16 protein-coding genes are annotated in these 24,195 nt (G+C 72.5%); 12 read left to right on the top strand and 4 right to left on the bottom strand.

Annotated features, from left to right (window positions below):
• Positions 1 to 20: 20 nt before the first annotated feature.
• From AC59HU_RS05870 to AC59HU_RS05845, 6 genes are all read left to right on the top strand, one after another.
• Positions 21 to 1,307, top strand: coding sequence for an MFS transporter (locus AC59HU_RS05870; RefSeq protein WP_497222416.1), 1,287 nt, complete (start codon positions 21 to 23; stop codon positions 1,305 to 1,307).
• A gap of 76 nt (positions 1,308 to 1,383) precedes the next feature.
• Positions 1,384 to 2,310: an LLM class F420-dependent oxidoreductase gene (locus AC59HU_RS05865; protein ID WP_497222415.1), complete on the top strand. Its 927-nt coding sequence runs from the start codon at positions 1,384 to 1,386 to the stop codon at positions 2,308 to 2,310.
• A gap of 45 nt (positions 2,311 to 2,355) precedes the next feature.
• Complete coding sequence (locus tag AC59HU_RS05860) at positions 2,356 to 2,652, top strand: putative quinol monooxygenase (protein ID WP_497222414.1); 297 nt, start codon at positions 2,356 to 2,358, stop codon at positions 2,650 to 2,652.
• Positions 2,653 to 2,909: 257 nt separating this feature from the next.
• The gene (locus AC59HU_RS05855) at positions 2,910 to 5,297 is read left to right on the top strand and encodes a DEAD/DEAH box helicase (protein ID WP_497222413.1); all 2,388 of its coding nucleotides are present in this window, start codon (positions 2,910 to 2,912) and stop codon (positions 5,295 to 5,297) included.
• A gap of 20 nt (positions 5,298 to 5,317) precedes the next feature.
• Positions 5,318 to 6,286: a DMT family transporter gene (locus tag AC59HU_RS05850; protein ID WP_497222412.1), complete on the top strand. Its 969-nt coding sequence runs from the start codon at positions 5,318 to 5,320 to the stop codon at positions 6,284 to 6,286.
• A 165-nt stretch (positions 6,287 to 6,451) separates the two neighbouring features.
• The gene (locus tag AC59HU_RS05845) at positions 6,452 to 7,972 is read left to right on the top strand and encodes a hypothetical protein (protein WP_497222411.1); all 1,521 of its coding nucleotides are present in this window, start codon (positions 6,452 to 6,454) and stop codon (positions 7,970 to 7,972) included.
• Between the two features lie 43 nt (positions 7,973 to 8,015).
• Here the strand turns inward: AC59HU_RS05845 and AC59HU_RS05840 are convergent, their stop codons facing one another.
• Together AC59HU_RS05840 and AC59HU_RS05835 are read right to left on the bottom strand one after the other, a co-directional pair.
• Positions 8,016 to 8,429, bottom strand: a complete 414-nt coding sequence (locus AC59HU_RS05840) for a DUF202 domain-containing protein (protein WP_497222410.1) — start codon at positions 8,427 to 8,429, stop codon at positions 8,016 to 8,018.
• Positions 8,426 to 8,875 (bottom strand): YidH family protein, encoded by a 450-nt coding sequence (locus AC59HU_RS05835; RefSeq protein ID WP_497222409.1) that lies wholly within the window; start codon positions 8,873 to 8,875, stop codon positions 8,426 to 8,428. The genes AC59HU_RS05840 and AC59HU_RS05835 overlap by 4 nt, the downstream gene beginning before the upstream one ends.
• A gap of 112 nt (positions 8,876 to 8,987) precedes the next feature.
• Here AC59HU_RS05835 and AC59HU_RS05830 point away from each other — a divergent pair, with 112 nt between their 5' ends.
• Positions 8,988 to 9,140 carry an LPXTG cell wall anchor domain-containing protein gene (locus AC59HU_RS05830; RefSeq protein WP_497222408.1) on the top strand — a complete coding sequence of 51 codons (153 nt, stop codon included), beginning with the start codon at positions 8,988 to 8,990 and terminating at the stop codon, positions 9,138 to 9,140.
• 84 nt (positions 9,141 to 9,224) lie between these two features.
• Here the strand turns inward: AC59HU_RS05830 and AC59HU_RS05825 are convergent, their stop codons facing one another.
• The gene (locus AC59HU_RS05825) at positions 9,225 to 10,508 is read right to left on the bottom strand and encodes an isochorismate synthase (protein WP_497222407.1); all 1,284 of its coding nucleotides are present in this window, start codon (positions 10,506 to 10,508) and stop codon (positions 9,225 to 9,227) included.
• A gap of 130 nt (positions 10,509 to 10,638) precedes the next feature.
• Here AC59HU_RS05825 and AC59HU_RS05820 point away from each other — a divergent pair, with 130 nt between their 5' ends.
• From AC59HU_RS05820 to AC59HU_RS05810, 3 genes are read left to right on the top strand one after another with little or no spacing between them, the layout of a single operon-like run.
• Positions 10,639 to 11,343 (top strand): demethylmenaquinone methyltransferase, encoded by a 705-nt coding sequence (locus AC59HU_RS05820; RefSeq protein WP_497222406.1) that lies wholly within the window; start codon positions 10,639 to 10,641, stop codon positions 11,341 to 11,343.
• Positions 11,344 to 11,353: 10 nt separating this feature from the next.
• Complete coding sequence (locus AC59HU_RS05815) at positions 11,354 to 12,409, top strand: polyprenyl synthetase family protein (RefSeq protein ID WP_497222405.1); 1,056 nt, start codon at positions 11,354 to 11,356, stop codon at positions 12,407 to 12,409.
• A 26-nt stretch (positions 12,410 to 12,435) separates the two neighbouring features.
• On the top strand, positions 12,436 to 13,788 hold the full coding sequence (locus AC59HU_RS05810) for an FAD-dependent oxidoreductase (RefSeq protein WP_497222404.1): 1,353 nt from the start codon (positions 12,436 to 12,438) through the stop codon (positions 13,786 to 13,788).
• Here AC59HU_RS05810 and AC59HU_RS05805 read toward each other — a convergent pair whose 3' ends face one another.
• On the bottom strand, positions 13,789 to 14,754 hold the full coding sequence (locus AC59HU_RS05805; protein WP_497222403.1) for a DMT family transporter: 966 nt from the start codon (positions 14,752 to 14,754) through the stop codon (positions 13,789 to 13,791). It abuts the gene before it with no gap.
• Here AC59HU_RS05805 and AC59HU_RS05800 point away from each other — a divergent pair.
• Positions 14,753 to 16,225 (top strand): aminotransferase-like domain-containing protein, encoded by a 1,473-nt coding sequence (locus AC59HU_RS05800; RefSeq protein WP_497222402.1) that lies wholly within the window; start codon positions 14,753 to 14,755, stop codon positions 16,223 to 16,225. The two genes, AC59HU_RS05805 and AC59HU_RS05800, sit on opposite strands and share 2 nt — an antisense overlap.
• A gap of 236 nt (positions 16,226 to 16,461) precedes the next feature.
• Positions 16,462 to 24,147, top strand: coding sequence for a DUF5979 domain-containing protein (locus AC59HU_RS05795; protein WP_497222401.1), 7,686 nt, complete (start codon positions 16,462 to 16,464; stop codon positions 24,145 to 24,147).
• Positions 24,148 to 24,195: the final 48 nt, after the last annotated feature.

Here is a 24,195-nt window from a genome sequence, read left to right as displayed (position 1 = left end):
CGGCCTCTACCATTGACCAGATGTCCCGACTCGCGAACCGCGCCTTCCCCTGGAGCCTCCTGGTCGGCATCGTCTGCATCGGCTTCATCCTGCGCGGCCCCATCATCGCGGTCGCCCCGATCACCGGCACGATCAGCGCCGAGCTGTCGATGTCGGCGGCCCAGGCGGGGCTGCTGACGACCCTGCCGGTGCTCTGCTTCGCCCTCGTCACGCCCCTGGCCTCGGTCTTCGTCGGCAAGGCGGGCGCGAACGTCGCCACCACGACCGCGATCATCGGCGTGGGCATCGGGTCGATCGTGCGCTCGGCCGGAGGCATCGAGGCGACCTTCGCCGGCACCGTGATCATGGGTGCCTTCATCACGATCGGCAACGTCGTGATCCCGGTGATCATCCGGCGCGACGTGCCCGCCGAGCGGATCGGCATCGTCACCGGCGCGTACACCTCGGCGCTCAACATCAGTTCGATGATCACCTCGCTCGCCACGGTGCCGCTCGCGCTCGCCCTGGGCTGGCGGGGCGCTCTGCTGACCTGGCTCGGTTTCGTCGTGCTCGCGGCCGTCGCGTGGCTGATCGCGATGGGTCCGCGGCGGGCGTTCCACTGGGGGCCCGTGCAGGCCGGCGTCGAGACCGGCGCGTTCGAGACCGTGGCGATCGACACCAGGGGCATCCCGCTGGCGGCCCCCGAACCCCGCACCTGGCGCAATCTCTCGGCCGTCTTCCTCGCCCTCGCCTTCGCGGGCCAGGCCTTCGCCTACTACGGACTCACCGCGTGGTTCCCGACCATCCTCGAGCAGGAGCTCTCGTACACCGCGGCCGAGGCGGGCAGCAGCTCGTCGGTCTTCCAGATCGCCGCGGTGGTGGGTGCGCTCGGGGTGCCGCTGGTGTCGAAGCGGCTGGGCCTCCCGGTGACCTTCGCGATCGTCTCGGCGCTGTGGATCAGCTTCCCGCTCGGCATGATGCTGGCCCCCGGGGCCTGGGCGCTCTGGGGCGTGCTCGGCGGGATCGCGCAGGGCGGCGGCATCACGATCGTCTTCGTGCTGATCGTGCGGCTCTCGCTGTCGGGCACGCACGCCCGGCGGCTGTCGGCGATGGTGCAGGGCGTGGGCTACGCGCTGGGCGCCACCGCGCCCACCCTGGTCGGCGCCGTGCACGACGCCACGGGCGCGTGGACCCTGCCGATCGCGACGGTGCTCGTCGCCACCGTGGTGTTCACGGCGGCGGGCCTCGCGGGCGCGGTCCGGGCCACCGGGCCCCGAGCCGCCGGCCCTCGCTCGGCGGGTCCCCGATCTGCGGGCCCTCGCGCCTGACCGGCACCTGACCCGCGCCTGACCTGCACCTGTCGGGGCCAGCCCCGCTGTCGGCCGGGCGCTATAGCATTCCCCCATGCAGTTCAGGATCTTCACCGAACCTCAGCAGGGCGCCACCTACGACGAGATCCTCGCGGTCGCCCAGGCGACCGAGCGGCTCGGCTTCGACGGCTTCTTCCGCTCCGACCACTACCTGCGCATGGGCGCCGGCGATCCCGGCGCCGGGCCGACGGATGCGTGGACGACGTTGGCCGGTCTCGCCCGCGAGACCCAGCGCATCCGGTTGGGCACCCTGGTGTCGAGCGTGACCTACCGCTACCCCGGCATCCTGGCCATCCAGGTGGCTCAGGTCGACCAGATGTCGGGCGGGCGGGTCGAGCTCGGGCTCGGCACCGGGTGGTTCGAAGAGGAGCACCTGGCCTACGGCATCCCGTTCCCGCCGAAGCGCTTCGGCCTGCTCGAAGAGCAGCTCGAGATCGTGACGAGCCTCTGGGCCACCGAGCCGGGCGAGACCTACTCCTTCCACGGCGAGCACTACACGCTCGAGAATTCCCCGGCGCTGCCCAAGCCCGTGCAGTCGCCCCTGCCCGTCATCGTCGGGGGCAAGGGCGCCACGCGCACGCCGCTGCTCGCCGCCCGCTACGCCACCGAGTTCAACGTGCCCTTCCCTGATCCCGGAACCCTGCCGGGCCTGTTCGAGAACGTGCGGCGCACCTGCGACGAGATGGGCCGCGACCCCGACGACATCGTCTACTCCACCGCGCTCGTCGCGGTGGTCGGCAAAGACGAGGCCGAGATCGCACGCCGGGCCGCCGCGATCGGCCGCGAGCCGGAGGAGCTGCGCCGCAACGGCCTGGCGGGCACGCCGGCCGAGGTCGTCGACACGCTCGGCGCCCTGCGCGAAGACGGGGCCGAGACGGTCTACCTGCAGATCCTCGACCTCGCCGACCTCGACCACCTCGAGCTCATCGCCCAGGAGGTCGTCCCCGCCCTCGCCGAGTAGCGCCCGCCCTCGCGGAGAAGCGGAGGGGCGGCCTAGGGTGAGGGCATGACTGTTCTCTCGTTCCTCGACGTGCGCGTCCGGCAGGACGCTCTCGAATCCGCCCCGTCCGTCATCTCCGACGTGCTCACCGCCACCCGGGCCTTCTCGGGGAGCCTCGGCGTGGAGGTCGTCGTCGACGTCGACGACCCCACCCACTACGTGCTGGTCGAGCGCTGGGCCTCGATGGACGACGACGACGCCTACCGCGCCTGGCGGGCGACGCCGGAGGGGGCGAGCGACCTGGGCTCGATCCTGGCGGGGCCGCCGAGCCTGGTGCGCACCGTCGTCGCCGACGGGGTCTGAGCATCCGCTCGATCGATCGCCTCTGGTGATCGCCGGCCGACTCGTGTAATGTGAGTCGGTCGGCTCTGGACACCGCGAATTGCATCGCGGATGGGTTTGTAAGTCTGGTGGGCCGGTTTCCCAGTCAGTGCATGGATGCGCTGGTCACTGGTGAATGTCGCGTACGACACGGCCCCCGCTACTCCCGGGGATCTAGTTAGCACTCCAACGCACTCGGCGTTGCGGTGCGCGCATTTCGAGATAACCCGGAAAGAATCATGCCCAAATCCAACAAGTCAGGCGGCTTCAAGCCCGCCAAGAACTACGAGCCCCGCACCCCCGGCAAGGGCGGCCCCAAGGCCGGCAGCCGGAGCCCGGGACACCGCGGGTACAAGCCCGTCGACGACACCGCACCCGCGCGCAAGCAGCGCTGGAACGCGGACGACCGCGCCTCGCGTGGCACCGCGCCCTCGGGTCGCGGCTCGTACGGCGACCGCCCCGAGCGCGGCAACGACCGCTCCGACCGCGGCTACGACCGCTCCGACCGCGGCTACGACCGCTCCGAGCGTCCCGCCTACGGCGACCGTCCGGCCCGCAGCGGCTACGAGCGCCCGAGCCGCGAGAACGGCTTCAACCGCTCCGGCACCGGCACCGGCCGCTCCGAGCGCCCCGCCTACGGCGACCGCCCCGCGTACGGCGACCGGCCCGAGCGCGGCGGCTACGACCGTCCCGCCTACGGCGACCGCCCCGCCCGCGACGAGGGCGCCCGCGGCCACGACCGCGGCCAGCGCACCGACCGCCAGAAGTGGAACGACGCCCGCAACGAGGAGCGCCGCGCCGCCGCGGCCGCCGAGCGCTCCGCCGAGCGCCCGCAGCGTTCCGACCGCCCGACCGGTGGCAAGCCGCCGCGCGTCGACGAGCGCGGCTACAACCGCAGCGCCCGCCCGACCGCCGACTTCCAGCCCGGCCAGCGTGCCGACCGCCCGGCCCGTTCCGGCGGCTACGACCGCGCCGAGCGATCCGACCGCACCGACCGCTTCTCGTCCGACCGCGGCGGGTACTCGCGCAGCGAGCGTCCGTCCTACGGCGACCGCCCCGCCCGCTCCGAGCGTCCGTCCTACGGCGACCGCCCGGCGCGCAGCGAGCGTCCCTCGTACGGCGACCGTCCCGCGCGCAGCGAGCGTCCCGCCTACGGAGACCGTCCCTCCCGTTCGTTCGACGACCGCCCGAAGCGCAGCTTCGACCGCGACGACCGTCCGGCCCGCAGCGAGCGTCCGTCCTACGGCGACCGCCCGGCCCGCACCGAGCGCCCCTCGTACGGCGACCGCGACAACCGCCCGGCCCGCGACAGCCGCCCCGCGCGCGACTCGAGCTACTACCCCTCCCGCGACGCCAAGCCGGCGTTCCACGGAGACGACGACGTCGTGCTCGAGCGCCTCGAGGCCACGGCCACCCTGGCCGAAGAGGTCGAGGGCGCCACGTTCTCGAGCCTGGGCCTCGGCGGCAACATCGTCCGCGTGCTCGGCGAGCTCGGGGCCGAGAGCCCCTTCCCGATCCAGTCGGCCACCATCCCGATGGTGCTCGCCGGTCGCGACGTGCTCGGCCGCGGCCGCACCGGTTCCGGCAAGACCATCGCCTTCGGCGCCCCGCTCGTCGAGCGCCTGATGGAGAACGGCGGCGGTGCGAACCGCAAGCCGGGTCGCAAGCCCCGCGCCCTCATCCTCGCCCCGACCCGCGAGCTGGCCCTGCAGATCGACCGCACCGTGCAGCCGATCGCCCGTGCCGTGGGCCTGTTCACCACGCAGATCTACGGCGGCGTGCCCCAGGCCCGCCAGGTCGGAGCCCTGCAGCGCGGCGTCGACATCATCATCGGCACCCCCGGCCGCATCGAAGACCTGATCGAGCAGCGTCGGCTCGACCTCTCCGAGGTCACCATCACGGTGCTCGACGAGGCCGACCACATGTGCGACCTCGGCTTCCTCGAGCCGGTGCAGCGCATCCTGCGTCACACCAAGGATGGCGGCCAGCGGCTGCTGTTCTCCGCCACCCTCGACAAGGGCGTGGCGAAGCTGGTCGAGGAGTTCCTGGTGAACCCCAGCGTGCACGAGGTCGCGGGGGAGGACCAGGCGTCCTCCACCATCGACCACCGCGTGCTGATCGTCGACCACCGCGACAAGGGCGCGATCATCGAGCAGCTCGCCGACCGCGACGGCAAGACGCTGATCTTCGCCCGCACCCGCGCCTACGCCGAGACCCTCGCCGAGCAGCTGGAGGATGCCGGGTTCCCGGCGACCAGCCTGCACGGCGACCTCAACCAGTCCCGACGCACCCGCAACCTGCAGATGCTCACCTCGGGCCGGGTCTCCGTGCTGGTGGCGACCGACGTGGCGGCCCGCGGCATCCACGTCGACGACATCGACCTGGTCATCCAGGCCGACGCGCCCGACGAGTACAAGACGTACCTGCACCGCGCCGGCCGCACCGGTCGTGCCGGCAAGAAGGGGACGGTCGTCACGATCATCTCCCGCAGCCGCGCCCGCCGGATGGACGAGCTGCTCGGCCGCGCCGAGATCGAGGCCGAGATGGTCACGGTCGCCCCCGGCGACCGGCTCGTGAGCGAGCTCGCGGCCGACCACGGTTCGGACGCCTCGGGCTCCGAGCACTGAGCACGCCCGACACCGCTCGGATGATCCCGATCGCCCCACCGCGCGCCGGCCGTCTGCCCCTCTGGGCGGCGGTCGGCGTCGCCGTCGTGTGCGGGATGCTGATGGCGACCCAGTCGCGCATCAACGGCGAGTTCGGTCGTCGGCTCGGCGACGGCTTCACGGCGGCCGCGATCAGCTTCACGGTCGGCCTCGTCATCGTCGCGGTGATCGTCGCGTTCCTGCCCTCGGCCCGGGCGGGCGCGCGGCAGGCCGTCGGCGAGGTGCGCGCGGGCCGACTGCCCGGGTGGATGCTGCTGGCCGGCTTCGGCGGCGGCATCTTCGTGCTCACCCAGGGGCTCGCCTCCGCGCTGGTGGGCGTCTCGCTGTTCACGGTCGCCTTCATCGGCGGCCAGACCATCTCCGGACTCGTGGTCGACCGGGTCGGCATCGGCCCGGGAGGCCGGCGTCTGTTCACCCTGCGGCGCGTGCTCGGCGCCGCCATCGCCTTCGGCGTCGTCGTCTGGTCGGTGTCGGTGCACATCGATCCGGCCGTGCCGGCCTGGCTGCTCGTGCTGCCGTTCGTGGCCGGGGTGGCGCAGGCGGTGCAGCAGGCCGCCAACGGACGGGTCGCGGCCGCCTCGGGCTCGGCGGTGAGCTCGACCCTGTTCAACTTCATCGCCGGCTCAGGCCTGCTCATCGTGATCGCCCTGGTGCACGCGCTCGTCGTGGGCGGGCTGCCCCCGGTCGCGGCGTATCCCGGCGACTGGTGGCTCTACCTCGGCGGCCCGCTCGGCGTCGTCTTCATCTTCGGGCTCGCGACCGCGGTGCGGGTCACCGGGGTGCTGCTGCTGGGCCTCTGCTCGATCACGGGTCAGCTGGTCGGCTCGATCGTGATCGACCTCGTGGCCCCCGGCGTCGGTCACACCGTCGACTGGACCACGCCGATCGCCGCCGTGCTGGTCGTCGTCGCGGTGCTGGTGGTGTCGCTGCCCTCGCGGGCGCGGCTCTGACGGCGGCGGGTCAGACGATCTTCCGGGCGGGGTGAAGGATGCGTATCCATGGAGATTTCCGGACCGCCCTGGGTTTTTCCAGGGTCGGTTGGTAGGGTCGAACAGCTTCGTTTCCGTGCCGAGTCGCGCACGCAACCGCTTGAACCCTCTGAAAGTGCTCCACGTTTGACTTATCCCGAACCGCGCTCCGACGGCATTGAACCGACCCGCGACGCGAACCCCGGCACTGCGCCGGCCGGCTCGCCGACCCGTCGTCAACTCCGGGAGCTGCGTCGACAGGAGCAGTCGGCCGCCGACGCGATCGCGGCTCCGGCCGTGCCCCTGACCCGGCGTCAGCTGCGCGAGCAGGAGCAGGCCGAGCGTCTGCGCGAAGAGCAGCTGCGGGCCGAGGAGCTGGCGGCCATCGAGATCGCCGAGTTCGGCTCGGCACCGCTCGAACCGCCGGTCTCGCTGCCGCTCCAGGCGGCCACCGAATCCCGTCCCGTCGCCCAGCAGCCGGTCGACGCCGAGCAGCCCGCCGACGCCGACGAGCCCGTCTACGCCGAGGTCGTCGAGGTCGACGACGTCCCCGCTGACCACAGCATCGCAGACCACAGCCTCAGCGACGCCCCGCTCACCGACGAGCTCGAGGCCCACCTCGAGCCCTCGCCCTCCGACTCCGGTCACGTCGAGACGATCGAGACCGTGCCCACCGGGCCGCTCGCCCTGATCGCGCTCGAGCCCGAGCAGCCGCTCCACCTCGCGCCGAGCCGTCGCGCCGGCCGTGAGGCCGCCCGCGCCGCGAAGGCCGTGGCCTCGGCCGAGCCGTCGACCGGCCCGGGTCGCCGTGGTCGTCGCACCGCGGAGCGCGCGATCGCCGCCGGCGGGAAGAACGCGAGCAGCACCAAGGGCAAGGGCTGGGCCAAGGCCGGCCTCAGCGCCGTCGCCATGGCGTTCGTGCTTGGCATCACCGCGGTCACCGGGCTGCCGAGCACCGTCTCCGCGAGCCCGGTCGACGCCAACGTCGTCAACCTGAGCCTCAACGCGAACACCAACTCCACCTCGCAGAAGCTGATCACCTCGGCCGGCTCGTCGGCCTCCGTCAACCGTGACGGCTACTCGGTGACGGATGCGGGGGAGCTGCAGGCCGCCGGCTACTCCACCGCCCAGCTGCTCGTCGGCCGCTCGCTCGCCCAGGAGCTCGTCAACGCGATGGACTCCGGCAAGCTCGTCGGCTCCGTTCCCGACCACCTCAAGGAGATCCGCTGGATCGCCCAGGGCGTGACCGTCGCCGACTGCGGCGTCGACTACCGGGTACTCGAGATCATCGCGATCGCCGTGCGCAACTTCGACCAGGTCGGCGTCAGCGACATCAACCGCAAGTGCACCGGCCAGATCGAGGGCGCGGGCACGAGCTCGTCGCACTACATCGACGGCGGCGGCCACGCGGTCGACTTCTACCTGCTGAACAACAAGGGCCTGAACGGAGCCGATGCGAACACGCTGAAGCTCATCGGCATCCTCGACCCGGTCATGCCCGTCGGCGCCCGCGTCGGCCAGGCCAGCTGCCGCACCTCGGCCGGCATCAAGCTCGACCTCACCAACTGGACCGAGTTCGACGACACCTGCACGCACATGCACGTCGACGTCCCGGTGACGGATGCGCCGCTGCTGCTGAACGACACCAACCTCCTCCCCGCGGGCTGACGGCGCGCGGCCCCGCCGCCGAGCTCGGCGACGCCGAGGCGGTTCAGAAGAGGATGATCGCGCCCAGGATGCCGCCGAGCACCGCCGTGGCGACGATCACCGCGGTCACCCGGGTCAGCGCGCCCCAGGGCGACGTGGCCGGTCGCGTCCCGCCGGCATCCGCCCATTCCGTGCCTGCGCGCCCGGTGGCGACCGCGGCTCGGGCGGCCTCGTCGGCGCGCTCGCGGGCGACGGCCCGACGGCGGAGCCCGTAGAGCACGACGACCGCGGCCAGGGTGATCAGCGCGGCGGCGACGGCGCCGATCAGGAAGCCGCCCCGGAGACACGCGAAGGCGAGCAGCAGGGCGACCATCGCGGTCGACAGCGAGGTGCGCTGCCACGCGAGGGCCGTGCGTTCGGGCTGGAGCCCGGGGTCGCGGACCGGACGCGGCGGTCGGGCGCCCGGCTCCGGCGTCACAGCGACCGGCCCAGTTCGAAGAGCGCGTAGCCGGCGAGCACCAGGGCCAGCACGCCGACCCCGCCGACCAGCCAGGGCAGCGCAGCGGGAGCCGGGAGCGGCCGGTCGAGCCGCAGCGCCCGCTCGGCGCGGCGCCAGGAGAACAGGGCGGAGACGGCGAGTCCGCCGCCGGCCAGGCAGGCGATCAGGGCGATCAGCTCGATCAGCCAGGGGAGGTCGGCCAGCGCCGAGAGCGTCGTGAGGGCCACCCCGCCGGCCACCAGTGACAGCCCGGTGCGCACCCACGCGAGGGCCGTGCGTTCGTTGGCGAGGCTGAACCGCACATCCGGATCGGAGCCGACCCCGTACACCGACCGGGGCCGACGGGTGTCGGGACCGGGAGGATCCACCGGGCCGCCCGGCGTCGGATCCGGCAGCTCGGCAGGGGTGTCGGCGCCCGAGGTCATACCGGCACTCTAACGCGCGCCGAGACCCGAGCCTGAGCCTCGACCAGCCCGGGTCGAGCGGTCCGCGAGCCCGGGGGTTAGGCTGTGCGGAGCCATCCCAGGAGGAACCACCGTGACACTCGCCACCCCGCACGCCGTCGCCGCCGACCTCGCGGCGACCGGAGCCAACGGCCAGCTCGCCCTGATCATCGGGGGCATCGCGGTCGCCGTGCTCATCATCGGCGGCATCGTGCTGCTCGTCACCCGCCGCCGTCGCGGCAACTGAGCCCCGACTGACCGGCGTCGACTGCCCTGCGTCGCCCGCCTGACCGCCCGGCAGCGCACGGCGTCACGAGACCCGTAGCGGCCTCTAGCCGAAGGCCTCCACGATCGGCCTGAACTTCATCTTCGTCTCGAGGTACTCGCGCTCGGGCTCCGAATCGGCCACGATGCCGCAGCCGGCGTAAGCGGTGATGTCGTTTGCCGTATCCACCTGCGCCGAGCGCAGTGCGACGGCCCACTCGCCGTCGCCGTCGGCGCCCACCCAGCCCACCGGGCCGGCGTAGCGACCGCGGTCGAAGGGCTCCAGCTGACGGATCAGCGCGAGGGCCGAGGCCGTCGGAGTGCCGGCGACCGCCGCGGTCGGGTGCAGCGCGGCGATCAGGTCGAGCGAGGTCGACCCGTCGCTCAACGTGCCCTCGACGTCGCTGGCCAGGTGCCAGAGGTTCGGCAGCTTGAGGGTGAAGGGCAGCTCGCTCGCGATCAGGTTGCGGCTGTGCGGGGCGAGCGCCGCCACCACGCTGTTGACGGCGAAACCGTGCTCGTCGAGGTCTTTGGTGCTGGTCGCGAGGGCGACGGCGCGGTCGTGGTCGGCCTGCGCATCCGCCCCCCGTGCGGTCGTGCCGGCGAGCACGCGGGCGCTGACCGTGCCGCGGGCGACCCGGACGAGGGTCTCGGGGCTGGAGCCGATGAAGCCGTCGACCGCGTAGGTCCAGCAGTCGGGGTAGCCGAGGGCCAGGTCGGTCAGCGGGCGACGCAGGTCGGCGCCCTCGGGCAGGTGGGCGACGAGGTCGCGGGCGAGCACGACCTTCTCGAGCTCCTGCGCCGTGATGCGCTCGACGGCCGACTCGACCGAGGCGCGGAAGGCGTCGGCGCTGACCGTGCCGGGCAGCAGCGTGATCCGGTACTCCGGCCCGAGGGGGCGGGGTGCGAGCACGGGGGCGGGGAGGGTCTCGCGGGGCCGCCCGTCCGCATCCACGGCGCCGGCCGGCCACTCGGCCACGACGTGGGTGACCCAGTACTGCCCGTCGCGCTTGCCGAGCACGACCTGGGGCACGATCAGGGTGCTGACGGCCGAGGAGTCGTCGGCGAAGGCGAAGGTGCCGAAGGCGACGAGCCCGGAGCCCGGCACCGCGATCGGGTCGCTCACCGTGGCGGCCGCGACCACGTCCTTCCACACCGCGCAGGCGTCGACCATGCGCGAGGGGCCGCTGAACTCCAGGCGCAGCGCCTCGCCGACCCCGGCGATGCCCTGGCCCTTCCGGATCCAGAGCAGCGGATGACGCGGGTCGAGGAGCGGGATGAGCAGCTTCAGGTCGTCGACCCGGCTCGTCTCGACGCGCAGACGGGGGATCTGACGTGGTGTGGGACTCACCCGATCAGCCTACGCCCGCCGAACCGGCACCCAGCCGCCGGGAGGGTGTCTCCGATGCGGCGTTCAGGCGGCGATCGACTGGACAGCGGCTCCGACGCCGCTGTCAGGCAACTGAACGTAAACTGTCCAGGTGACTAAGGCTGACCTCACCAAGCGACCCGAGCAGGTCTCCGCGATGTTCGACCAGGTCGCCGCGGGCTACGACCGCACCAACAACGTGCTCTCGGTGGGCAACGCGGTGCTCTGGCGCGTGGCGACGACCCGCGCCGTCGACCCCCGCCCCGGCGAGAAGATCCTCGACCTGGCGGCCGGCACCGGCACCTCGAGCGCCTCGCTCGCGAAGAGCGGCGCCCACGTGGTCGCGGCCGACTTCTCGCCCGGCATGATCGAGGTCGGCAAGCGCCAGCAGGCCCACACCCCGAACATCGAGTTCGTCGTGGCCGACGGGATGGCGTTGCCCTTCGACGACGACGAGTTCGACGCCGTCACCATCTCGTTCGGGCTCCGCAACATCGTCGAGCCGCGCACCGCGCTCGCCGAGCTGTACCGCGTGACCAAGCCCGGCGGCCGCATCGTGATCTGCGAGTTCTCGACCCCGGTGAAGCCGTTGCGCTCCCTCTACTCCTGGTACCTCGAGAACGTGATGCCCACGCTCGCGAAGGCCGTCTCCTCCAACGTCGACGCCTACGACTACCTGTTCGAGTCGATCCAGTCCTGGCCCGACCAGAAGACGCTGGCCTCCTGGCTCCGCGCCGCCGGCTTCACCCGCGTCGGCTACCGCAACCTGACCGCGGGGATCGTCGCTCTCCACCGCGGAATCAAGCCGGGAAAGTAGGCTAGACCCCGTGCCCTCCAGTCTTCGCCGCGCCACCGGCCGGTCGACCCCGCTCTCGCTCGCCGACCGTCTCTTCTCGACCGGGGAGGACCGCCGTACCGCGCGCGTGATCGAGGCCGGGATCGAGGACCTCGAGGCGCGCCTTTCGCTTGAGACCACGTTCACCGGCGGGCTCGTCGACGTCGTCTCGCGCTACCTGCTCGAGGCCGGCGGCAAGCGGGTGCGCCCGGTGCTCGCCTTCCTCACCGCCCAGCTCGGCGACGGCATCACCGACGAGGTCATCACCGCCGCGACCTCGATCGAGCTCACCCACCTCGCCTCGCTCTACCACGACGACGTCATGGACGACGCGGACCAGCGCCGCGGGGTGCCGAGTGCGCAGAAGGTCTGGGGCAACTCGGTCGCCATCCTCACCGGCGACCTGCTGTTCGCGCGGGCCAGCGCCCTGCTCGCCCGCCTCGGCGAGCGGGCCATCCGGCTGCAGGCCGACACCTTCGAGCGCCTCTGCCTCGGCCAGCTCAACGAGACCATCGGCCCCGCGCCCGAGGCCGACCCGGTCGAGCACTACATCGCGGTGCTCGCCGACAAGACGGGCTCGCTGATCTCGGCGTCGGCCCAGCTCGGCGTCATCTTCTCCAACGGCGACGCGCGCTACGAGCAGCCCGTGCGGGAGTTCGGCGAGAAGGTCGGCATCGCGTTCCAGCTCGTCGACGACGTCATCGACATCGCGCCGAGCGACGAGGAGACCGGCAAGACGCCCGGCACCGACGTGCGCGCCGGCGTCGCCACCCTCCCCGTGCTCTACCTGCGCGAGCAGGCGGCGTCGGACAAGACGGCCGCGGCCCTGCTCGAGCGACTGAGTCCCGAGGCCCTCGAGGCCGACGGTGCCGCCGCGTCGGACGACGCGATCCGGCTGCTCCGCGAGAACGCGGTCACCCGCCGCACCGTCGACGAGGCCCGCCGGTACGCCCGCGAGGCCGTCGAGGCGCTCGCGCCGCTGCCCGAGGGCACCGTGAAGAAGACTCTCACCCGCTTCGCCGACACGGTCGTCGAACGCACCAGCTGACCCACAACCGAAGGAAACAACTCACCGTGACCAAGCTTCGTTTGGCCATCGTCGGAGCCGGCCCCGCCGGCATCTACGCCGCAGATCTTCTCGTGAAGGCCGAGCGTCACTTCGACGTCTCGATCGACCTGTTCGAGCAGCTCCCCGCCCCCTACGGTCTCGTGCGCTACGGCGTCGCGCCCGACCACCCGCGCATCAAGGGCATCATCACCGCGCTCCGCGAGGTGCTCGACTCGGGCGTCATCCGCTTCTTCGGCAACGTGCGCTACGGCGTCGACATCACCCTCGACGACCTGAAGAAGCACTACAACGCCGTCATCTTCTCGACCGGCGCCATCCGCGACGCCTCGCTCGACGTGCCCGGCATCGACCTCGAGGGCTCCTACGGCGCCGCCGACTTCGTCAGCTGGTTCGACGGGCACCCCGACGTGCCGCGCACCTGGCCGCTCGAAGCCGAGTCGGTCGCGGTGATCGGCAACGGCAACGTGGCGCTCGATGTCTCGCGCATCCTCGCCAAGCACGCCGACGACCTGCTCGTCACCGAGATCCCGCAGAACGTGTACGAGGGGCTCAAGGCCTCGCCGGTCACCGACGTGCACGTGTTCGGCCGTCGCGGGCCGGCGCAGGTCAAGTTCACGCCGCTCGAGCTGCGCGAGCTCGGCGAGATGAACGACGTCGACATGATCGTCTACGACGAGGACTTCGAGCTCGACGAGGCCTCGAAGCTCGCGATCGCCTCCAACAAGCAGGTCTTCGTGATCAACAAGGTGCTGAACCAGTGGCGCGAGCGCCCGGTCGGCGAGGCCTCGCGCCGCCTGCACCTGCACTTCTGGGCGAAGCCGCTCGAGATCGTCGGCGACGAGAACGGCCGGGTGGCCGCGATCCGCTACGAGCGCACGGTTCCGGATGCGGCGGGCGGCGTGGTCGGCACCGGCGAGATCCGCGAGATCCCGATCCAGGCGCTCTACCGCGCGGTCGGCTACTTCGGATCGCCGCTGGACGAGATCCCCTTCGACGAGCAGCACGGCGTCATCCCGAACCACGAGGGCCAGGTGCTGGGTGACGACAACCAGGTCATCCCCGGCGTCTACGCCACGGGCTGGATCAAGCGCGGACCGGTCGGTCTGATCGGGCACACCAAGTCCGACGCCATGGAGACCCTGTCGCACCTCGTGCGCGACCAGGGCAACTGGTGGACCCCGGCCGACCCCGCCGAGGAGTCGGTGCCCGCCCTGCTCGAGGAGCGCGGCGTGGCGTACACCGACCTCGACGGCTGGCACAAGCTCGACCAGCACGAGCTCGGGCTCGGCGAGGCCGAGGGCCGCCTGCGGGTGAAGGTCGTGCCGCGCGACGAGATGATCGACATCTCGCGCGCGTGATCAGCGCCCGACCCTTGAGCGGACTGCCAGGGCTGCGCAGGCTATTACTGCGGCGGCTCCGGCGAGGGTGAGGGGGGTGAGGGGCTCGCCGAGGAGGAGGGCCGCCCAGACGATCGAGAGCACGGGCTGCAGCAGCTGCATCTGGCTGACCGTGGCGATCGGGCCGATGCCGAGACCCCGGTACCAGGCGAAGAACCCGAGGAACATGCTGAACAGGCTCACGTAGCCGAAGGCGATCCACCCCTCGACCCCGGTGCCGCTCGCGAACGGCGGATGCTGAACCGACGAGACCCCGGTCAGCACCAGCATCAGCGGCGCGACCGCGATCAGCGCCCAGCAGATCACCTGCCACGACCCGATCTCCCGCGCCAGCAGCCCGCCCTCCGCGTACCCCACCGCGGCGGCCACGACGGCGCCGAGCAGCAGCAGGTCGGAGACGTGCACCCCGCCGAGCCCGCCCGAGCTCAGCACGGTGAAGCCCAGCACCGCGAGCGCGCCCGCCGCCGACGCCAGCCAGAACACCCGGCTCGGCCGCTCCCGCCCGCGCAGCACCGCCACCGCCGCGGTCGCCGCCGGCAGCAGGCCGATCACCACGGCTCCGTGCGAGGCCGGCGCGGTCTGCAGCGCGAACGAGGTCAGCAGCGGGAACCCCAGCACCACCCCGCCCGCCACGATCAGGATGCGCGGCCAGAACCGCCGCGCCGGCACGGGCGTGCGGGTCACCAGGAGCACGATCGCACCCAGCACCGCGGCGACGAGCGCTCGCCCCGCGCTCACGAACAGCGGATCGAGGGTGGCCACGGCGACCCGGGTGACCGGCAGCGTGAACGAGAACACCAGCACCCCGGTGAAGCCCCAGGCCAGCCCGGCGACCGGGGTCGACCCGGCCCGCCGTGGGGCGCGGCCCTGCGGTGCGCCGGGTAGCGGTACGGATTCGGAGTCGATAGCGCTATCGTTGGCCTTCATGAACCACGGTAGCAGTTCCGAACGGATCGCGGCAGTGCTGCGCGACGACATCCGCGGGCTGCCCGCCGGGACGGCGCTGCCCTCGACCCGGAGCCTGACCGTGCGCTTCGGCGCCGGCCCGGTGACCGTGCAGCAGGCCGTGCGTCTCCTGGTGCGCCAGGGGTTGGTCGAGACCCGGCCGGGCGCCGGCACCTTCGTGCGCCGCCCCGCCGCGGCACCGACTGCCGACTACACCTGGCAGACCACGGCCCTCGGGCCGCTCCGCGCGGAAGGCGCCTTCGTCGGCTCCACGATGCAGTCGCCGCCGGTCGAGGTCATCGGCCTGCACAGCGGCTACCCGGCCGACGAGCTGCTGCCGGCACGGGCCGTGCAGACCGCACTGGCCCGGGCCGCCCGGTCGCGCTCGGCGCTCGACCGGCCGCCGGCGCCGGGCCTGCCCGAGCTCCGCGCCTGGTTCGCCGACGAACTCGCCGGGGCCGGCAGCAGTACGGCCGGCAACGGCGTCGGCAGCAGTACGGCCGGCAGCAGTGCGGCCGGCAGCCCCACGGGCGCCGCGCCCTCGGCGGGCGACGTCACGATCATGCCGGGCGGGCAGAGCGCGCTCTCCTCGGTGTTCCGCGCCCTCGGGCGCCCGGGCGACGCGATCATCATGGAGTCGCCCGGCTACTGGGGTGCGATCGCCGCCGCCCGCCAGGCGGGGCTGGTGATCGTCCCGGTCCCGCGCGACGGGGCCGCGGTCGATCCGGTGGTGCTCACCGAGGCCTTCGAGCGCTCACGGGCGCGGCTGTTCTACGCCATGCCCCACTTCGCCAACCCGACCGGGGGCAGCTGGTCGCCCGCGCAGGCCGATCGCATCCTCGCCGTCGTGCGCGAGAACGGCGCCTTCCTCGTCGAGGACGACTGGGCGCACGACTTCGCGCTCGACGTGCCCGTGCGCCCGCTCGCGGCCCGGGATGCGGACGGGCACGTCGTCTACGTGCGCTCGCTCACGAAGAGCGTGTCGCCGGCGGTGCGGATCGCGGCCGTCGTCGCGCGGGGCCCGGCGCGTAGCCGCATCCAGACTGACCGGGTGGTCGACGGCCTGTACGTCAGCGGGGTGCTGCAGACCGCCGCGCTCGAGGTCGTGGGGGCCCCGGGCTGGCCGGCCCACCTGCGCCGGATGCGGGAGCAGCTGCGGCTGCGACGGGACTCCCTGGTCGCCCTGATCGACGAGCTGCTGCCGGCGGGCACCCTGACCGCCGTGCCGCAGGGCGGACTCAACCTCTGGCTGCGCCTGCCCGCGGGAGTCGAGGCCGCGGCCTTCACCGCCCGTGCGGCCGAGGCCGGCGTGCTGGTCTCGCCGGGAGACGAGTGGTTCCCGGCCGAACCCACCGGCGCCTTCGTGCGACTGAACTACTCGGGGCCGGACCCGGCCCGCTTCGGCGAGGGCGTCCGCATCCTCGCCGCCACCCTGCAGCAGCTCGCGGGCTGACGGGCCGAGCAGCCGAACAGCCGGGCAGCCGAACAGCCGAAGAACCGACCGGCCGACCGGGGAGGGCCCGAGCCACCCCCGAGGGTGAATCGACGGGTGAAAGCCCCACCCCTCCGCGGTCGCGAGCACGACACCGTCCCTAGGCTCGCACTGGCTCACCGCCTGCCTTTCCTCTCAACCCAGTCGACGGCGGCGGTGAGCCCGCACCGCATCGCTGTACGAGGGGACCCCAGCACGTGACGTTCGACCTGAAACCGACCCTTTTCGCGCCCGAAAACCGGGGCGCACGCGCGCGCCGCTGGTACCAGCGGCTCGCGCCCGTGGCCTCGGCGCTCACGGTCGCGCTCGTCGCGGCCATGCTCGCCGTGGTGCCTGCGCTCCCGGCCCAGGCCGCGAACCCGAGCTTCCTCGCCATAGCGAAGACGGTCGACGGCCAGGAGGCCGTGACGGTGAAGCCCGGCGACGAGTTCACGTACACGATCTCGGTCAGCTGCAGCGACGAGGACTGCGTCGACGCCACCCTCACCGACCCGCTGCCGACCGCCTTCGGCCTCCCGGGCCAGGGTTTCGACATCCTGTCCACCACGACCGTGCCGTCGGGTATCGCCTCGGTGAGCTTCGGCGGCTGCAGCACGACCGTCACCGACGACTGCACCCTGACCGCGGTCTACGCGCAGGATCTCGGAGACGGCAAGGTCGGCATCAACGCCGGTGAGTCCGTCGACGTGCAGGTCACCCTCCGCGCCCCGCAGAACCTCCCGGCCAGCTGGCCCTCCAACGGCGTCGCCGTGCCGAACACCGCCACGGTGAAGGCCGCCAACGCCATGAACGAGCCGAGCGACGGCGCCGAGGTCACGGTGGCCATCCCGGTCCACGTCGGCACCGACGTCACGAAGACCTGGCAGCCCGCGAGCCAGCAGTTCCAGCCCGGCGCCGCCTCGGCGATCACGCTCGGCAGCCGCAACACCTCGAACGTGGCCGCCGAGCGCCTCACCGTGCAGGAGCCCTCCTCGGCCGACGACGGCGAGGCCGGTCTGGGCGGCGACAACCCGTTCCTCGTCACCGACTTCGCCGGTTTCGGGGCCGTGACCCTCCCGGCCGGTGCCACCACGGTGCAGGTCGACGCCTACGTCCTCGACGCTGCCGGGGGCGGCTACACCTGGGTCCCCGGATCGCCGCGGGCGCCGGGCGCCATCGCCCTGCCCACCGGCGTCGCCGCATCCGCGGTCGCCGGCCTCCGCTTCACCTTCGCCGGCGACGCCGGCACGGTCGCCCTCACCCCGGGCGGTGCCGCGGGCAGCGTCGTGGTCGACGTCGCCCAGCGTGCGACCGACCGCGCCACCGGCGCCTCGCTGGTCGCGGGAGCCTCGCTCACGAACGCCGTGACCGGCACGGTCGACGTGCCCGGCCAGCCCTCCGCCACCGACACCGCCCAGGCGCCCTACTCGATCGGCAGCCTCACCGTCGCCGTCAAGGCGGCCAAGTCGATCACACCCTCCCGCGTGCCCGCCGGAGTCACCGCGAAGGCGGTCATCACCGGCCAGAACGACTCCAACGGGCCGCTCAGCGTCTTCACCCTCGACGACCTCGACTTCTTCACCGACAGCGTGCACTTCGCCGGCTTCCAGGCGCCGCTGGCCTACCCCACCGGCGCTACGGGCGCCACGGTCACCTGGCACTTCGCCTCCGCGGCACCCGTCGTCGCCCCCTTCGCCAGCGGCTCGACCCCGACGGCTCCGGCCCCCGCATCCGGCGACCACCTGACCGGGTTCTCGATCTCGTACACCGGAGCCGTCGCGCCCGGCGCGCAGGTCTCCGCCCCGTTCGGCGTGACGCCGGGGGTCGGCCTCGTGGCCGACCCCGCGGCCCCGGTCGACCTCACGAACACCCTCGTGGTCACCGGCAGCAACCCGGTGGGCAGCGCGAGCGCCGACGCCAGCGCCCCGCTCAAGGTCTTCACGCCCGACATCGCCCTCAGCATCGTGAAGACGATCCAGCCCGGCGCCCCCGTGTCGCCCGGCGCGACCGCGGTCGTGCAGCTGCCGACCTCCACCTCCACCGACTCGGCGTTCGTGAACCCCGCAAAGATCGTGGTCGAGGACCTGTTCCGCCCGGGCGTCTCCGACGACTTCTGGAACGCCTTCCAGCCGATCGCGATCGCCCCCACCCAGGTGCTCGCGGGGTCCACCCTCACGATCGAGTACACGCTCGACGGTGCGACCTGGACCACGTTCCACGTCGTCGACGCGACCGCGGGCACGCAGGTCTACTCGGGCACCCTCCCGACCGCTGCGATCCCCGGGATCGTGGGCCTCCGCTACACCTTCGAGAACCCGGCCGGCTTCGCCCAGGGCACCACGGTCAGCCCGAACGCGGTCTTCCAGGCGCTCGGCAGCACGCGCTCCAACGGCACCCCGACCTCCGTCGCGAACGGCCCCGCCTCCGCGTACACCGACATCGCCACCGCCCAGGGCGAGGGCTCGGTCGCCGGGGGCACCGTCCCGGTCGTGAGCGACGTGGTGCAGGATGACGCGGTCGCGCAGATCCGCAGCGAGAGCGGTACCGGCACCCTCGCCGGCACCAAGGCCTGGCGGACGACCGACTTCTCGGCCGATGCCAACCTCCTCAGCTCGCAGTCCGGCGCCCGCGTCGGCACCGCGCTCGGCTGGGGCGTGACCTCGACCGGGTACTCCCGCGTGGTCGTCTCCGACCCCGCCGCCGGCGAGGCGACTCCCCGGAACACGGTCTTCCAGGCCTTCGACCTGAAGTCCGTCCCGGCGATCCCGTACTCGCTCGACCCGCGCCTGCGCTGGGACACGATCACGAACGTGCAGTTCTTCTACGGCGGCGACTGGCACGACGCCACCCGGGCGCCGGCCGGCGGCTGGATGGGCCAGAACGGCTTCGTCGGCTACACCCTGACGGCCGACGAGTCGCGTGACGCGACCGGCGTGCGGTTCATCGTGACCCCGAACGACCAGGCCCGCGCCTCGAGCACCGACCCGCTGGCCCCGCCGGTGGGCTCCGGTGTCGCCACCAGCGCCTTCGGCGACACCCGGCCGCTCCGCCTGATCTGGGAGCTCCGCAACACGCTCCGCGACCCGGCCGACCCCGCGTCGCCGTGGGTCACCGCGAAACAGGCCTTCAACGACCCGGCCGCCGGCACGATCGTGAACACGATGGCCGTCACCGGAGTGCAGAACGGCACGCCCGTCGGGCCCCGCACCGCGGCCGACACGATCGCCCTGGTCGACCAGCCGCCGGCGGTCGACGTGCAGAAGAGCACCCAGAAGAGCCGGATGGTCGTGCCGAACTTCGGCGACGTGCCGGCGTCGGGCTACCCGACGAACGACTTCACGCTGACGGCGACCAACAACTCCTCGTCGCGGGCCTCGTACCTCCGGGTCACCGACCCGATGCCGTGCCAGAACGTGGCCGACTGCGCCCAGCCCGCCGACGCCTGGGGTGCGAACCCCTTCGCCCAGACGGCTTACGTCGCGGCGACCAACCCGTTCGAGCGCTTCACCCTCACGAAGATCGCCTCCACGGTCGACCCGGCGCAGATCGACGCGGCCGCCTCCACGGTCTTCCTCCAGCAGCGCGCAGCTGACGGCACCCTGTCGACCCGTACCGTGTCGCTGAGTCAGGCCGCGACGCTCACCGACCTGCAGGACGTGGTCGGCGTGAGCGTCACCTTCGCCGGTCTCGACCCGGCGATCGACGGCGGTTCGATCGCCAGCGGCAGCCAGGCGAAGCTCGTGCTCTCCACCCAGCTGCGCCAAACCCTGCGGAGCGACAGCGCCGTCCCGGTCTCGCCGTTCACGGTCGAGAACTCCGCCTTCGCCCAGAGCTACGACCCGGTCCTCTACCCCGAGGGCACTCCGGGTGCGCGTCCCTTCGACAGCGACACCAAGTCGGTCACCCTGGTGCAGGGTGCACTCGACGTGACCGCGTCGAAGCAGTTCGCGCCGGACACGATCCTCGAGAAGGATCGCGGCACGGTCGTCACGGCGACGCTCGGCGCGACGCAGGGCTCGTCGACGGTGCCCACCAACCAGGTCACGATCACCGACACAGACGCCGAGTTCTGGAACGAGTTCGCGCTCACCGGTCTCGCCGCGTCCGACGTGACGCTCCCGGCCGGTTCCGACCGGGTGCGCGTCGACGTGCAGCTGAACGGCGGCGCCGACTGGGTGGCCGGAACCGCGGCACCCACCGCCGCCTTGCCGGCCTTCCCCGCCGGGAAGACCGTGGCCGACGTCACGGGCATCCGCTTCGTCTTCTATCGCGCCGACGGCGGGCTGCTCTCGAACACCGCGATACCGGCGAACTACACGGCGACCGCGCTGCTCAAGGTGACCCTGCTCGACGTGGCGCGGAACGGCGCAGCGATCCTCTTCCCGAGCTCGGTCGACAACACCGTGCAGACGAACTCGCACCGCACCGACCAGCCGTCGGTGTACCCGGATGCGAACGCCGAGAGCACGGACACCGTCTCGCTGCTGGCCGGCACGTTCTCGATCGACGTCTCGAAGTCTCCGTTCTCGAACATCCACACGGTCACCCCGCTGACCCCGAACGAGTGGACGATGACCTTCCGCAACAGCGGAACGGGCATCCTCACCATCGGCGACCTGACCGACAGCCTGCCGGACAAGCTCGACTGGGACGGCGAGGCCCCGGTCTTCGCGACCAGTGCGGGAGGCACGCTCTCGACCGACGTCACCGTCGCCTACGACCAGACCACGAAGAAGATCGTCTTCACCTGGCCGACCGGCGGGCAGCGGATGCAGCCCGGTGAGACCTTCACCGTCACGCTCGGCATCGTGCTGGGCGTCGGTCTCTCGGCCGGCGAGCGCGCCACGAACCAGATGGTCGTGACCACCGGGCAGACCCTCCAGGCCTGCACCAACACCTCGGGCAACATGCAGGGCACCCTCGCCGGTGTCGGGCCCACGCAGTGCGGCACGACGAACTTCGTCGGCCCGCAGCCGGGCAGCGCCGTCGTCTCGACCAAGTCGGTCAAGGGCGATGTCGCGGGCGGCACCGTCAGCGGCGCCGTGAACACCACGGACCCGGCGCTGCCGTGCCTGGCCGACTCCGAGGGCTTCTACAAGTCCCCGTGCGCCGCCGAGACCGTGGTCGGCGGCACCGACACCTGGAAGCTCGTGCCCGTCAACAACGGCACGATCGCCTCGACGTCGCTGACCGTGGTCGACGCGCTGCCCTTCGCGGGCGACCGCCGCCTCGCGACCGGCGCCCCGCGCGGCTCGACCTTCAAGCCGGTGCTGGATGCGGCGACCCCGGTCACCGTCTCCGCCCCCGCGGGATCGACCAGCACGATCGAGGTGACCACCGCCGCCGCGGTCTGTGTCGGCACGGACCCGGCCTCGGCCTGGCCGACCGACCCGACCTGCTCGACGCACCCCGTCGCATCCGAGTGGACCCCGATCGCCTCGTACACGGGCGACTGGGCTGCGATCACCGGCCTCCGCGTCGCGGTCGACTTCGCCGGCGCGGCCGGCGGCGTGCTGCCTCCCGGCGGCTCGGTGACGATCCTCTACAACACGGTGAACGAGCCGGTCACCGCGGCGGATGCGGCACTCGCGCCGGTCGACGCCCCCGTCGGCCCCGAGTTCGCCTGGAACCAGATCGGCCTCGTGGCGCAGTTCGTCACGGGCGCGCCGAAGAGCGCGGCCTCGAACTACGCCGGAGTCACCCTCCAGGGCGGCCCGCTGCAGATCACCAAGGCGGTCACCGGCGCGGGCGCATCCTTCGCACCCACCTCGTTCACCGCGACCGTGACCTGCACGGTCGCCGGAGCTGCGGTTCGGTTCGCCACCGACCAGGTGGTGCTGGATGCGGCGCACGACTACACGGCGCGTCTGGACGGCATCCCGCTCGGCGCCGTCTGCTCGGTGACCGAGAACGGCACGACCGGGTCGTACGGCGAGACCACGCGCTCGGTCAGCCCGGAGTCGGTGACGATCGCGGCCCCGGCCGCGGCCACCGCCCCGGTGCCCGCCGCACAGCAGGTCGGGATCGTGAACGACTACGCGCTGGCGTCGCTGACGGTCTCGAAGACCGTGTCGACCCTCGCCACGGTCGGCTCCTTCGGGCCGTTCCAGTACACGGTGAGCTGCGTCGCGGCCGGCGGCCAGGCGGTCGCGCTCGCCCCGGCGGACGCCTCGTTCAGCCTCGCGGCGGGAGCCTCGCGGACGATCGAAGGCCTGCCGGTGCTCGCCGACTGCTCGGTCGTCGAGACCGGAACCGACGGCGCGCAGGATGCGGGCAACGCGATCCACGTCAGCACCAACGGGGGCGCCGCGACGACCGGCACCCAGGCCGTCGTGCCCATCCGCGCCACGGGCAGCACCGCCGCGTACACCAACACCTACGCCGCGGGCACGCTCACGGTCACCAAGACCCTGGCGGGCACCGGAGCCGGCGACGGCACCGGGTCGCCCTCGCCCGAGGACGGCTACGGCCAGGGGCCCTTCACGATCGCGGTGACCTGCACCTACGACGGCCAGACGCTGTTCGACGGCGACATCGTGCTCACCGGCGGGAAGTCCCGCACGCTGGGCGACGTCTTCCCGATCGGCACCCTGTGCTCGGTCGAGGAGACGGTGGACGGCGGAGCGAACGAGTCGACCCCGGCCGCCTCGGTGCGGATCGTCGGTCCCGGCGACGGCCAGACCGTGGGCTCGGTCACGGCCGACGTCACGAACCGGTTCAGCGCCGGCCGTGTCGAGGTCACCAAGGTGATCGACGGGGCGGGTGCCGAGACCTACGGTGCCGGTCCCTTCACCGCGGTCGTCACCTGCACCTGGGTGAAGGACGGTCAGACCCTGACCATCCCGCTGCCCGGCGGCGGGGTGCTCGAGCTCAGCGCGGCGAACGGCTACGCCGGTTCGATCGAGGGCCTGATCCAGGGCGCGAGCTGCACGGTCGAGGAGACGGTGGCGGGAGGAGCGACCAGCACCGTCTACGCGCCGGCCGGCGGGAAGGTCACCGTGCCGGCCGACGCGGCGGCGGAGGTCACCATCACGAACACCTTCGACACCGGATCGCTCGACATCGTGAAGGAGCGCGTCGGCGACGGCGTGGCCGCCTTCGGCTCGGGACCATTCACGATGCAGGTCGTCTGCACGTGGGAGAAGGACGGCGTGATCACCCCGATCGCGCTGGCCGACGACGGCGAGGTCGTGCTCTCGGCCGCGAACGGCTACCGGGCCTCGATCGGCGACCTGATCGCCGGTGCTGAGTGCATCGTGACGGAGACCGACCGCGGACTCGCGACCGCATCCTCGATCGATCCGGAGGAGGGGATCACGATCCTCGCCGACGGCGAGGCGGCGGGCCCGGCGACCGTGACGGTCACGAACACCTTCGACGTCGGCCGGCTCTCGCTCGAGAAGACGGTCGACAAGAAGGCGGCGACCGTGGGCGACACCCTCGTCTACACGATCACGCTGACCAACACAGGGCAGATCGACGCCACCGGCATCACGGTGACCGACGTCTTCCCCTCGGCACTGACCGTCGTCTCGACCGATCCGCCGGCGACCACGACGACGATCGACGGGGTGGGCGGCGAGCTCTCCTGGCCGGTCGACAGCCTGCCGGTCGGCGCCTCCAGGGTGTTCACCGTGACCACGGTCGTGAACTCGGCCGGTGCGATCGCCAACCTGGCGGACGTGACGAACCCCACCGGCCCCTGGGGCGAGGTCGACCACGTCGGCGACGTCTCCCCGGAGGGTATGTCGGAGGCGCAGACCCTCGTGACGGTGCCGGTGCTGCCCGGGCCCTCGGGCCTGGCGAGCACGGGCTCGGGCCTGGCCTTCGGTCTGGCCGGTGCGGCAGGGGCACTGCTTCTCGGCCTGGTGCTGGTCGGAATGCGGCGGCGGCGGTCGGTCTGACCCGCGGTGACGAGCTGAGCGTGCTCGGCACGGCGGGACGCTGACGGC

The sequence above is a fragment of the Herbiconiux sp. 320_LB genome, from assembly GCF_059691755.1.
This window is presented reverse-complemented; position numbering and strand designations above follow the sequence as displayed.